General features: G+C 60.5%; 10 protein-coding genes and 1 tRNA gene. 6 read left to right on the forward strand and 5 right to left on the reverse strand.

The window, feature by feature from the left end; genetic code table 11:
• Positions 1 to 27: 27 nt before the first annotated feature.
• Positions 28 to 2,637 (forward strand): bifunctional lysylphosphatidylglycerol flippase/synthetase MprF, encoded by a 2,610-nt coding sequence (locus tag H3T92_RS01635; RefSeq protein WP_232341821.1) that lies wholly within the window; start codon positions 28 to 30, stop codon positions 2,635 to 2,637.
• Here the strand turns inward: H3T92_RS01635 and H3T92_RS01640 are convergent.
• The 3 genes from H3T92_RS01640 to purE all read right to left on the reverse strand — a co-directional run bounded on the left by H3T92_RS01640 (position 2,609) and on the right by purE (position 4,781).
• Positions 2,609 to 3,055 carry a Fur family transcriptional regulator gene (locus H3T92_RS01640; RefSeq protein WP_198189280.1) on the reverse strand — a complete coding sequence of 149 codons (447 nt, stop codon included), beginning with the start codon at positions 3,053 to 3,055 and terminating at the stop codon, positions 2,609 to 2,611. The two genes, H3T92_RS01635 and H3T92_RS01640, sit on opposite strands and share 29 nt — an antisense overlap.
• 69 nt (positions 3,056 to 3,124) lie before the next feature.
• Positions 3,125 to 4,291 (reverse strand): 5-(carboxyamino)imidazole ribonucleotide synthase, encoded by a 1,167-nt coding sequence (purK, locus tag H3T92_RS01645; RefSeq protein WP_198189281.1) that lies wholly within the window; start codon positions 4,289 to 4,291, stop codon positions 3,125 to 3,127.
• Positions 4,275 to 4,781, reverse strand: a complete 507-nt coding sequence (purE, locus tag H3T92_RS01650) for a 5-(carboxyamino)imidazole ribonucleotide mutase (RefSeq protein WP_024626635.1) — start codon at positions 4,779 to 4,781, stop codon at positions 4,275 to 4,277. Before purE ends, purK begins: the two co-directional genes overlap by 17 nt.
• Positions 4,782 to 4,960: 179 nt before the next feature.
• Here purE and H3T92_RS01655 point away from each other — a divergent pair, with 179 nt between their 5' ends.
• A complete protein-coding gene (locus H3T92_RS01655; RefSeq protein WP_198189282.1) occupies positions 4,961 to 6,856 on the forward strand; it encodes a 1-deoxy-D-xylulose-5-phosphate synthase in 1,896 nt (631 codons plus the stop codon).
• Positions 6,857 to 6,900: 44 nt separating this feature from the next.
• Positions 6,901 to 6,977: transfer RNA gene (locus H3T92_RS01660), tRNA-Arg, on the forward strand.
• A gap of 176 nt (positions 6,978 to 7,153) precedes the next feature.
• Here the strand turns inward: H3T92_RS01660 and H3T92_RS01665 are convergent.
• Complete coding sequence (locus H3T92_RS01665; RefSeq protein WP_198189283.1) at positions 7,154 to 9,817, reverse strand: multicopper oxidase domain-containing protein; 2,664 nt, start codon at positions 9,815 to 9,817, stop codon at positions 7,154 to 7,156.
• Between the two features lie 58 nt (positions 9,818 to 9,875).
• Here H3T92_RS01665 and H3T92_RS01670 point away from each other — a divergent pair, with 58 nt between their 5' ends.
• From H3T92_RS01670 to H3T92_RS01680, 3 genes are read left to right on the forward strand one after another with little or no spacing between them, the layout of a single operon-like run.
• Positions 9,876 to 10,628, forward strand: a complete 753-nt coding sequence (locus H3T92_RS01670; RefSeq protein WP_198189284.1) for a helix-turn-helix transcriptional regulator — start codon at positions 9,876 to 9,878, stop codon at positions 10,626 to 10,628.
• Entirely contained in the window at positions 10,625 to 11,011 is a 387-nt protein-coding gene (gene fdxA, locus H3T92_RS01675; protein WP_198189285.1) for a ferredoxin, read from the forward strand. Before H3T92_RS01670 ends, fdxA begins: the two co-directional genes overlap by 4 nt.
• Positions 11,008 to 11,613 (forward strand): DNA-3-methyladenine glycosylase, encoded by a 606-nt coding sequence (locus H3T92_RS01680; RefSeq protein ID WP_198189286.1) that lies wholly within the window; start codon positions 11,008 to 11,010, stop codon positions 11,611 to 11,613. The genes fdxA and H3T92_RS01680 overlap by 4 nt, the downstream gene beginning before the upstream one ends.
• Before the next feature lie 51 nt (positions 11,614 to 11,664).
• Here H3T92_RS01680 and H3T92_RS01685 read toward each other — a convergent pair whose 3' ends face one another.
• Positions 11,665 to 12,828 (reverse strand): MFS transporter, encoded by a 1,164-nt coding sequence (locus tag H3T92_RS01685; protein WP_332468203.1) that lies wholly within the window; start codon positions 12,826 to 12,828, stop codon positions 11,665 to 11,667.
• Between the last annotated feature and the right edge of the window lie 39 nt (positions 12,829 to 12,867).

Raw genomic sequence — 12,867 nt, forward strand, 5'->3', positions numbered from 1 at the left:
CGATAAGCAGAAAGAGCCGCCGCAATCATGGAGACAACAAATAAAGGATCCGGGCTGATGGAGCCTTCGGCCAAGACCGTGCTTCTGCGGGACCTGACCAGATGGGTCAGACGTCACGCTCTTGCACTGGCTTTCAGCCTTGCGCTGGTCCTGCTCAACCTGATCACCTGGCTGCTGATCTGGCTGCTGCGCATCCCCGGCAGGACACGGCTGGGCATGCCGCTGTCAGACCTGATCATTCACCAGGTTCCGCATCCGGTCCACGGCCAGGGCCACCCCTCGCTTCTGGTCCAGTTCGCACGGCTGCTGGTATCCTTGGTCATCACCCCTGGCCCCCTGCAACTGATCATAGATGTGGCGCTGGTGCTGGTCATGCTGTGCATCGCCGAGACCCGACTGGGTCGCAGACGCACCGTGCTGGCATCAGTCATCAGCGCGATAGGCGGCGCGGCTGTCGGGCTGATCATCTGCACCCTGATCAATGCACTCCAGGACCATTGGGCCTGGTTCATCCGAGTGCCCATGACGCTCAGCCCCATCATCCTGGTGGTCGGATCCCTGATGGCCTCCATCCCCTTCAGCGACTTCCTCTGGCGACGCAGGATCGCCACAATAGGCTACACGGCCTTGATACTGATGGTGCTGTATACCGGCAACCCCGGCTACTATTGCGCCCTGGCTGCAGCGCTGATCGGCCACTTGACCGGCCACCTCTGGCACGGACCGGTCCAGGACGCCAATCCGCATGGCCACAGCGGCTCCTATGAGACCCGCCACCTGCTAGGGGCCATTTCCACGGTTCTGGCTCTCGGCCCTCTGGTCACCGTCTCCTCCAGGATCCGCGCTGGATTCTTCACCCCGCTGGGCATGTTCCTGGGTTCGGACCCTGGCGGCAGCGCTGCCCTGTCCCGCTGCCTGGCCGAGAACAACCAGGCCAGCTGCTACGCCCAGTACGGTCTGGTCGCCGGCCAAGCACCCACCGGCGTCTCGTCCCTGATCATGCCCACCCTGGTACTGCTGGTGGTGGCCTGGGGCATCTACCATGGCCGCCGGGTTGCCGCTGTCACCGGTCTGGTCCTCAACACCCTGACCATCATCTTGGCCATACTCTATTTCCTGGTCTTCCCCCTGACCATCGGAGACGGCCTGCCACGGGTCATTCACCACGGCGCCCTGCCCTCCCTGCTGATCATCACCCTGCCGCCGCTGATTCTCAACTGGTTCCTGGCACGCAACCTGCGCATCTTCCTGGTGCGGACCAAGGCCTCGCGCTTGCAGGTGGGCTGGGCAGCCATCGTCCTGGCCTTCCTGGCCACAGCCATGGGCTATCTGGCCTTCACTGCCGCAAGCCCCGGGTCCTTCCACCCCTGGCCCACCACCGGCAGGGCCCTCTCTCAGCTGCCCGAACTCTACCTGCCCAATGGTGTGGCCTCGCGCTTCCGCCCAGCCCTGGTCCCACGCACGCCCACCGGGATGATCGTCAGCCATGGGGTGGGGCTGATCTTCTGGCTGGCGGTCCTGGTGGTTCTGCTCTCCTGGATGCGCAGCTCGGTCATCCAGAACGGCAGCGAGCGCCAGGAGGCCGATCGTTTGGTCGAGTATGGGGGCGAGAGCATGTCCTTCATGACCACCTGGGAGGGCAACAGCTACTGGTTCTCTGACAGCGGGCGCTCGGCCATCGCCTACCGGCTTTTGCACGGCATAGCCCTGACCACCACTGGACCATTCGGCGACCCTGACGAATATGCGGATGATCTGGACGGATTCGCACGCTTCTGCAGTGCCCACTCCTGGTCACCGGTCTTCTACAGCGTCCACAAGCCCCAACGCGATCTGCTCGCCTCCCGCGGCTGGTCCACCCTGACAGTTGGCTCGGAGATGGTGGTCACCCCCAGTCTTTGGCAGACCAAGGGCAAGAAGTGGCAGGACATTCGCACAGCCATCAACAAGGCCAAGCGCGACAAGATCACGGACGTGCTGACCACATTCAACGATGCCTCCTGGGATGTCCAATCGCAGATTGTGGACATCTCCGAGCAGTGGGCCGAACTCAAGGCCCTGCCCGAGATGAAGTTCACTCTGGGCGGCCTGGATGAGCTGAGGGATCCGCGCATGGCCATCCTCTACGCCGTGGACGACCAGGGCAAGGTGTTGGCCGTGACCAGCTGGATGCCCACCTACCGCCAGGGCCAGGTAATTGGATGGACCCTGGACTTCATGCGGCACAGAACCGACAGTCCCAACGGGATCATGGAGTTCCTGATAGCACGGATGGCCGAACGGCTGCGCGACCAGGGGACGGCGGAATTCATGAGCCTATCGGCCGCTCCCCTGGCCGGCATGGACAGCAGCGAAGACGATGACGATGGTCAGGGTGAAGATCGGACCGCCTTCCTGCAGCATGCTCTTCACCTGGTGGCCGACCTGATGGAGCCGGCCTATGGCTTCCGCTCGCTCTTCTTCTTTAAGAAGAAGTTCCAGCCCAGTGAGCACCCGGTCTATATCTGCTATCCCGACCCGGCCCAGCTGGCTCAGATCGGTCTGGCTGTAGTCCAGGCCTACTTGCCCAATCTCAAGGCTTCGCAAGCCTGGGATGCCATCAAGACCATCATGCCCAAGAGCCGGGAGGATCACTGACATCGGTCTGACCGGAGGAGCGGTCCCGACAGCTGCTGCACAGCCCGTAGACCTCCAAGGTGTGCGAGGAGACGGTAAAGCCATGCTCAGACGCCACGGCCTTCAGCCAGCCATCATCAGGCGGGCTGATCTCCACGGTCCTGCCGCAGCGTTCGCAGACCAGATGATGATGGTGCTTCCGTTGGGCCAGGCAGACCCGGTAGAGGCGGATGCCTCCATGCTCAATGCAGTCCAGGCTGCCGGACATATGCAGGGAACCCAACTGACGATAGACCGTGGCCAAGCCGATTCGTTGGCCTGAATCCCGAAGAAGCCTGTGCAGCTCCTTGGCTGAGACGAAGTCATTCTGGGCCTGAAGAACCTTCCAGATGGCGTTCTTCTGCCGCGTCCGGCGGCCGACGGATGAGCCAGCGTTCATGATGAGACACACTCCTTGGGCTCCACCAAGCCTACATCCGGATTGCCAGGGCAGATGTGAGGATTCGGTTCAGTCCAGGTCGGACCAACAGCCTGTGGCCTCCAGATCCTGGGCAGTACGCTCAGGATCGTCGGTCAGCACCGTCAGATGCCCCATCTTGCGGTCGGTGCGCACTTCGGCCTTGCCGTAATCATGCAGGAACCATTCAGGGTGCTCACCCAGCAGCCTTCTTACCGGAGCCACATGCTGGCCCAGAACGTTGACCATGACCGCCGGGCTGAGCAGGCGAGGGTCAGGCAGGGGCCACCCAGCGATGCCCCGGACGTGGGCATCGAACTGGTCCATGGAACAGGCCTCGATAGTGTAATGACCGGAGTTATGAGGGCGCGGGGCCAACTCGTTGACCACCAGACCGCCGTCGGGCATGACAAAGAGCTCAAGGGCCAAGGTCCCGGCCAGCTTGAAGCCGCCGGCCAAAGTCAAGGCCATGTCACGCGCCCGGTCAGCCATCTCAGGCTCGACCTTTGCCGGCGCCAGAGTCATGTGCAGGATGTTGTGACGATGCTCGTTGCGCACCATGGGGAAGGTCACATAATCCTTCCCGTTGCCTGAAACCAGTATGGAGGCCTCGAAGGCGAAGTCCACGAACCCCTCCAGCACGGAGGACGGGAAGTCACGGCCTTCCATCCGTCCTTTCAGGGCCTGCAGATCCTCCTTGGTGCGCAGGACCGCTTGGCCATGGCCGTCATAGCCGCCGGTTCGCGTCTTGAGCACAGCGGGCATTCCCAGCTCTTTTAGGGCTGCGTCAAGCTGGTCAAGACTGTCAACCTGCCTCCAAGGGGCGGTATCGATGCCATGGCGGTTGATGAAGGTCTTCTCGTGGACCCGGTCCTGGGTGACCCTGAGCAGGTCGGTCCCCTGGGGGATGGCCACACGGTCCCTCACCTGATCCAGTGCGTCGGCATCCACGTTCTCGAATTCGTAGGTGAGCACATCGCTGCGTTCGGCAAGCCGCTTGAGGGCATCCAAGTCCCCATAGTCGGCTGTCTCCTGGAAGTCGGCTACCTGGGCCGCGGGAGCATCGGGCGTGGGGTCCAGCACACCGATGCGGAACCCGTGGTAGCGGGCGCTCAGGGCCATCATCCGTCCCAGCTGGCCGCCACCCACGATACCGATGACGGACCCCGGCTCCAGGTGATCGATTCTTCCCTTGGTCTCCTCAGACAAGCTTGGCATTGGAAGCCTCCACAGATCGGGCCAGCTCGGCACGGTAGTCATCCAGGGCCTGAGCCAGCCTTGGATCATTGATGGAGAGAATCGAAGCCGCCAACAGGCCGGCGTTGGTAGCCCCGGACGCCCCAATAGCCGTGGTCGCCACAGGAATGCCGGCGGGCATCTGCACGATGGACAGGAGTGAATCAACCCCGCTCAGGGCGTGGGATTTCACTGGCACCCCGATGACCGGCAGCGTGGTCTGAGCCGCCACCATGCCCGGCAGATGGGCAGCTCCTCCAGCCCCGGCGATGATGACCCCTATGCCCTGGCTCCGGGCCTGATGCGCGAACTCCGCCATGCGCCCAGGTGTGCGATGGGCGGAGATGACCTCCTTGGTATAGACGATAGCGAACCGGTCCAGCATCCGACAGGCTTCCTTCATCGTCTCCCAGTCGCTCGATGATCCCATGATCACTGCGACGCGTGCCCCTTCATGTGTATTGTCAGCCATCGGCCCTCCAATGTTCATGCACATCCGATACTACGCAAGGCCGGGGAGAAGCCGATTAATCGTGACGGTCCTATGAATGTAAGGGCCGGGCCTGGTGAACATCGGGCTTTCAACGGTTCCAAGCCCCCTTCCCAGACCTAGAATCATTGGATTGCATTACAGAAACCGACAGGAGGGTTATGGGCAAGCTTCTGGACAGCATCGACTCCCCACAGGATCTGAAGGTTCTCTCCTTGGAAGAGCTGAACCGACTAGCGGACGAGATCCGTCATCTGCTGATCCGCTTTTGTCGACGTCACGGCGGCCACCTGGGCTCCAACCTGGCCACCATCGAGCCCATCATCGCCCTGCACTATGTCTTCGACATGCCTCATGATCACCTGATCTTCGATGTCTCTCATCAGGCCTACACCCACAAGATTCTGACCGGTCGGCGCCGGGCCTATACAGATCCTGAGTCACAGGAGGATCTGTCTGGATTCACCTCGCCCAAGGAGAGCCCCTACGACGACTTCATGCTGGGGCACACCGGCACCTCCATCGGCCTGGCCTGCGGGATGGCCGCCCAGCGGGATGCGACCGGCGGCAAGGCCAACATCATCGCCTTCATCGGTGACGGCTCCCTGAGCAGCGGACCGGCCTTCGAGGGGATGGACTGGGCTGCAGAACAGGGCGGCAACCTGATCATCGTGGTTAATGACAACGAAATGTCCATCGCCGAAAACCACGGAGGGCTTTACAAGAGTCTGGCGGCCCTGCGTGCCAGCGGGGGACACAGCTCAAACAATCCCTTCCGCGCCCTTGGATTGGACTACCGCTACGTGGAGGAGGGCAACCACATTGAGGACCTGATCAAGGCCTTCCGCCAGGTCAAAGACACTGACCATCCGGTGGTGGTTCATATCCATACCCGCAAGGGACTGGGACTTGGTCAGGGCAGCCCAGAACAGATCGGCCCGGCTTCCATGGATGGGGGTATTGGCGAAAAAGCCCGTATGACCCCCCTGCCCGACCTGCCCGCCGAAGGTCCAGTGGAAGCCAACCACTGGCAGGACGGCTTGGACTCCCTTGACCGTCTGCCCAACTCACGAAAGACTTACGGAAGAATGGCCATGCAGGCCCTGGAAGCCCGGTTCCCACAAGAGCCGGGCCTGACGGTCATCTCCCCCGCCACGCCGCTGTCAAACGGCATCGATCCCGACTTCCGCCAGCGGGCCGGCAACCACTACCGGGACGTGGGCATCGCCGAATCCCACGCGATAGCCTATGCCGCTGGCATCGCCAAGGCCGGAGGCACTCCCGTGGTCGCCACCTCAGCTACCTTCTTCCAGAGGGCCTACGACCAGATCGAGCAGGAGATGGCTTTGAACGGCAGTGCGGTGACCCTGCTGGTTTTCTCCACCGGCATCGCCAAAACCGATGCCACACATTCCGGCACGGCCGACATGGTCATGATGCGAGGCATCCCCGGACTGACCTGCCTGGCCCCGACCAACGGATCCGAGTTTCTGGACATGCTGGCCTGGGCTACTGGCCCGACCCGGCAGCCTGTGGTCATCAGGGTGCCCGGCGAGCGCACGCTGGCTGCAGAACGCGCGGGCAAGCCGATAGCGGGGTCTCCAGATTCCTCGAAGACCGATGCCGAATGCAGATCAGACGATGCTCCCTGGGATCGCTATCGCATCCTGCAAGGGGGCAGAACGGTAGCCCTGCTGGCTCTCGGCGATGCCCTGCCGCTGGGCCGTGACCTTGCTGATTCTTTGGAGAGGTCCACAGGGGTGCAACCCACACTGGTGGATCCTCATCGCTATGACCGTTTGGATGAGCAGACCTTGGATGACCTGGCCAGCACTCACTCCCTGGTGGTCACCATCGAGGACGGCCAGCTGGACGGCGGCTGGGGACAGGCCGTGGCAGCCTACTACGGACCGAGCCAGGTTCGCACCCTGACCTTCGGAGCGGCCAAGGAGTTCAACGACCGGGTTCCCCAGGCCACCCTGCTGGAAAGGTATGGCATGACCGTTCCCGCAATGACGCAAGCCATATCGGATGCTCTTGGCGACCAGGCTTCATAGATCTGACCCGCCGGTGGACCCAGGCGGGTACAATGAAAGGGTTTGGCCCCGTAGCTCAGCTGGATAGAGCAACTGACTTCTAATCTGTAGGTCGAGAGTTCGAATCTCTCCGGGGTCACCAATTGCACTCCCTGCATTTGCCCAGACACAGGGAATCTCCCGTTTAGTGCATGTCGCCATAGCAGCATTTGTTCCCTCATGCACGACCTACTCGCCTGAAGACAGAAGGACGGTCAGGTCAAGAGGCTCCAGCAAGAACTTAGGAACCTGCCTTGCACAGGACATCGATTGTTCGCGTCACGACACCCGCAGGATGCCGTGAGCGCCCTTTTCAGCCAGGCTCATGACGTGATTGACTATGGCATAGTCGCCGGGCTGATCGACCTTGAGCTCGACAAATCCGCCTTGGGCCGGCAGCAGCGGCAGGACCTGCGCTCCGACTGATGGGGATGAGGCAGCAGCGGAATTTCCTCCTGAACCTCCGCCGATCAGGTAGCGGCCCTCGGTCCAGACCGTGTCGAACTGGGTTCCCACGATATGGAAGGACATCGGCTGGTTAGGTCCGGCGTCCAGAACCCAGATGCGAACCCTTTGCCCCTTCTCCAGCTTGAGGGGGTGGGCGTCATATTGAAAAGCCCGTCCGTTGAAGGTCATGATATCCGGGGTCAGGCCCGCTACTTTTTCAGCATCGGCAGTCCCTCCGTTGGGCCCCAGATAGATTTCAGACTGGACCAGAACATATTCGGCAGCCACTGGCGGCAGGGTGCCGTCATCGACCACCACGGCCCCGTTCATGCCGTTGGCTATATGGTTTGACATGGGGTCGCTGCTGCAGTGGTACATCCAAATGCCAGCCCGATCAGCGGTGAAGGTGTACAGAAGCTCCTTGCCTGGCTCTATATTGCGCATCATGGTCTGGGGGACGGCCGGACCGGCATGAAAGTCGATGGAATGGCTCATACTTCCCTTGTTCCTGATGGTGATTTCAAAAGTGTCTCCCACACGGCCCCTTAACACCGGACCCTGAGCCAAAGGGCGCGATCCCCTATCCCGCGAATCGTTCGCGTCGTCGAAGCTCCAGACCGTGCGCTCAATCCCTGCCGCCACCTGTTCCTTGCGCTCTTTGACCTCCAGCGTGTACTTTCTGGTTCCTGCCTTCCCCTGGTCATCCAAGGGTGGAAGACCCGCCTTGGCCGGATCGCTCTTCTCGGCCTGCAACTTGAGCTTGGCGGCTGATGGGACATGGCCTAGGGCTGTCTTCCCAGTGGAGGACTGACCTTGCTCAGCAACAGTTCCGCCCTGTGTTTCGACCTTGAGCTCCATGCCCATCTGGCGATGTCCTGCCAGTGAGCACCATCCCAAGGTATCCGCACCTAGGACCCCCACGTCGACCGAGACGCTCTGACCTACAGGGACGGATCCTGTGCTCTTGCCATTGGCGAAAACCAAATCGTGCCGCTGATCTCCGGTGTTACGAAAATCCACAACCAGCCGGTCGCCTGCCTTGATGGTGATGGTATCCGGCACAAAGGCCATCCCCTTTACCTTGATCGCAGCTCTGCTGGTGTGACCCGTTGGTTGGACGCTCTTCGACGATGCCTCCTGGACGCCTCCGGCACGAGGTGCTGCCCCGACCGAGACAGCCAGCGTCGGCCGCAGGGCCATCAAAGCCACGGCGGCCACGAGGACCAGCACAGCAGCCGAGGTGGCAATCAGGTCCGCTCTCAGTGCCAGGGTCCCCACGCGTTCGCTTTGCGAACCCTTGGGCTGGCGCCGACGGTAGCGCTTGGATGCCAGGATCTGCTTGCCACGAGCAGCCAGGTAGACCACAGTCAGCATCATGGAGAGGATTCCCAGAACATTCAGCAGGTTCCCCGCCTTCCATAAGGGCGTGTAGAGCCGGATGGTTCCAAGGAGCCTGATCAGCAAGCCAACCTGCATAAGCCCCCAGGCACCCCAAAGGAGGGGTTGGAAGGGCAGAGGCCTGCGAATGACCGAGGGGACGATCATGCAGACATGGGCGATGACCATGGTCATGATGAATCCGATAGCCAAGGCATGCAGCGCCATATCCCCCCAGTAGGTGCTGGAATCCAAGGGCGCCGCCATCCAAATGAGGGCAGCCAGAAGTCCCCAGGCGTAGGCCGACAGCATGCAGGTGCCCATGAATCCTGGCAGACCGCCATGACGGAAGGTGCCCTTGGCCACATCATGACTGGCCATGACCAGGAGGAGCAGTCCCAGCGACAGCCCCAGAAGCGGATAGCCGACCGAAGGCGCCATGGCTTGGATCGGCAGCATCAGGACTGTCAGGAGGCTGAGCCCCAAAATTCCCGATTCAAGACGAATATCCGAAAAGACCGCCCTGGCCAGCTCCACTCGCTCCCCCACGATGGTCAGAATAAGAAAGAAGAGCCACGTTGGGGCCAGAACCGAGGCGTCCAACCCTACAACCCATGCAGCAGCTCCGACCAGACCAACCAGGGATCCGAGGACCTGTATGAGCACCTCTGCAGAAGGCTGCCGACGCCAGATGGCCAAGTACATGGCTGTCAGAACCAACATGGACAAAGTCCACGGAATGCCGCCAAAAAGCTCCACCCTGACCCATGCCGGGGCATCACCATGGCTGGAAACTATCAGCGACAGCAGGCAGAGCAGAGACCCCAGCAGACCCAAGGCAGGAGCGAAAAATCCCCAAGAGGGTTTGCTGGATCCGCCGCTGCGATAAGCCACTGCCCTCTCCAGGCCAATGGCAGCGCCCAAAAAACCATAGACCATGAGCCCGCCGTGCAGGTCAGCCAGGGGCACCCTGTCTGAAAGGTGGATCAGATCCGCGCGGATTAGCGCCGCTACAAGACCAAGCAGCGCAGCCAGACCTGCGCCGATGAGGAGGACCATTCTGGATCTGGGCACGGCCATTCTGCCGCCGGACTTACGCATCTTCTGGTCATCCTGCATGAGTCTGCCCGCCTTGTCCTGGGTTGATAATTAATTTGATAGTTATACAATTTAATCGATGAGTCAGGAAATTCAAGCCCATGAGCAACAGATTCGAACCTCCCGCAAGCGCAGACGCGGGGAAGAGATCCGCTCTGCTATCTTGGATTACCTTCATACGGCAGCCGAACAGACCGGTACAGGTCTAACCACACAGCAGATCGGAGCAGCCTTCGGCATCCATCCCACGACTGCTCGTTTCCACCTTGAACGTCTGGTCGAACAGGGTGAAGCGGTCCGCCAGAGAAACGACAGTGACAGCCAGTCAACCGGTCGAGGCAGACCTGCTGTCATCTACTCCCCCATATCCACGAACCGAGCCAGGGAGGATATGATCTCCTCGCTCTGCCTGGCACTGGAAACTGCCTGTCCCGATACAAGGAGCAGGAATGAGGCCGCCTTGAAAGCGGGGCAGGCATGGGGTCGTACTCTGGCTCGGCAGGACAAGATCAATGCAGGAAAAAGCGTGCCATCGAGCATGAGGCAGACACTGCTGGATGCTCTGACCACCTTAGGTTTTGCACCGGTGAGAGCGCGGCCGGATTCAGCAAGTCTGTATCTGACCGCATGCCCCTTTCTGGAAAGCGTCAGCAACCATCCCATTATCTGCAAGATTCATCTAGGAATGATCCAAGGGCTGGCGGACGGCAACAATAAGGAGCCCGTTGACAAAAAAGCCAATGTAGTGTTGAAACCCCTGTCATCGCCAAAAGGATGCTTCCTGAAAGTAGCCAAAGCAGACAGTCGATCAAAAAGGAGAGTAAAGCAATGACCTACGTGATTGCCCAGCCCTGCGTGGACGTCAAGGACAAGGCCTGCGTGGACGAGTGCCCGGTGGACTGCATCTACGAGGGCCCCAGGAACCTATACATCAACCCCAACGAATGCATCGACTGCGGTGCCTGCGAGCCCGTCTGCCCGGTGGAGGCCATCTTCTATGAAGAGGATCTGCCAGAGGAATGGACCTGGTTCAAGGATGCCTCCGAAGACTTCTTCGCCCAAGTCGGTAATGCCGGCGGCGCCCAGGCCCAGGGACCCTACGATCACGACCATCCACAGGTCGCCGCCCTGCCCCACCAGGATAATTTCGTCTGTGTCCAGCCGGAATCGCGCGGCCAGCGCGCGGTCTGGGTCCGTAAGGACCAAATGGAATGAAGGCCGGTTCAAGCCAGGACGATCACCTGGTCTTCCCAGACTTTCTGGACCGCCCTGTGGAGGAAGCAGCCCGTCTGCTTTTGGGCTGCCTGATCATTCGAGACTACGAGTCGGAAGGAAAACAGGCCAGGGTACGGATCGTGGAAACCGAAGCCTACGATCAGAATGATCCGGCCAGCCATGCCTACCATGGACGGTCAGCTCGCAACGCTGCCCTCTTCGGCCCCAGCGGACACATGTATGTCTACTTCACCTATGGCATGCACTACTGCCTGAACATCTCCTGCCAGCAGGACGGGTTCGGCGCCGGTGTGCTGATTCGAGCCTGCCAGCCAGTGCAGGGTCTGGATCTTCTGCGCATCCACAGGCACGGACGTCACCCGAACCGGGAGCTGACCAACGGTCCCGCCAAGCTCTGCCAGGCATTGGACATTGACAAGCGCTACTACGGCCATGACCTTAGAAAACCGCCCATCCGTCTGGCAGCTGGCGGACTGGCCCAGGACGAGACCATCACGGCAACGCCACGAATAGGCATATCCCACGCCAAGGAGACTCTGCGAAGGTTCGTCGTCACAGGCAATCCCTACCTGTCTCGATAAGTGAGCGACAATGCTTCACTTTTAGCTCGCACTGTCTAAAAGAGTGGCTTATCACTCAATGAAGCGTGACTCGACACAGCTCTGGAAGCGGACGAGCGAGAGCATGACTGCAGCCAGCAGAGCGATGATCAGCATGCCCATGAAACTGCCGGTCACCGGATCCAGACCAAACGCTGACGAGAAAGCCTTGAAGACCCAGGTGGATGCCGTAAAACCGAGGCTTGTGGTGGCTGAAAAGACCCCCATGACCAGCGGATAGCGCTTGTGCTCAGTCAGATTGGACAGATAGAAGGGGCAGGTGGCCATATTAATGGCGCTGCCCGACCCAATCAGAAACGCCGATAAACAAACCAGCGGGAACGAGCGGGTGGTCAGGAAAAGCAAGGCGCCCAAGGCCATCAGAAGGAAGGCGACCGGAATGGTCCATTGCCGGCATACCTGCTTGATGCCGTTGATGCTTAGCCCGACCACGACCGAGGAACCCGTGTTGAACATCAGGGCCACCCCGGCTGCACTGGTACTGCCCAAGCCGTACTTGGCTATGTAGACCGCGAGCTTGTTGTACAGGACCGCGACCAGGAAAATACTCAGAAACCCGATGAGGATACAGGAAATGGTAGCCCACCAGCATTGTCCGCTTTTTTGAGAGGACGATGCCTCGGATCTTACGGCCTTTTCCGACTCCTCCTCGACAGCGCCGACCCCGGGAACCATGAAGATGACCAAGACCAGGGCAGGCAAGGCCAGAAAATAGAGCCAATAGTTGTGCAGCCACCCTCCCTTGGCCAGCACACCGCCCAGGGCAAGGACCAGCATGGAAGAGCCATCCTGAACAGCCAAGACCAGCCCCATCAGCGCCGCCAACTGCTTCCCGCGGAAGAACCTGGCCGACAGGCTGGGCAGAACTGTAGTGGCGATACCCACGCCGAACCCGACAACCAAAGCAAACAGGAGCAGCTGGCTTACGCTGCTGTGCACAACCAAGGGCATCAAACCACCCAAGGCGACACACAGACAGCTGATGCAGGCAGCGGTCCTGAAACTCATTCTGGTCAAGAGCTGGCCAAACAACAGAGCTGAAATTATAGCTGCCGAAGAGCCGATGGAGACCACCGATTCAACGGTGGAGGGATCAGCATGAGGAAAGGATGCTTGGATGGCTGCAACGGAAGGAGAGATGATGGAGTCAAACCGCGACATGATGGCCAAGGCCATGATTCCGACCAGAACCCCAAGATTCCGTCTGGTCAATAT

This window comes from Bifidobacterium sp. W8112, from assembly GCF_016101425.1.
In the GTDB taxonomy this organism is placed as follows: domain Bacteria; phylum Actinomycetota; class Actinomycetes; order Actinomycetales; family Bifidobacteriaceae; genus Bombiscardovia; species Bombiscardovia apousia.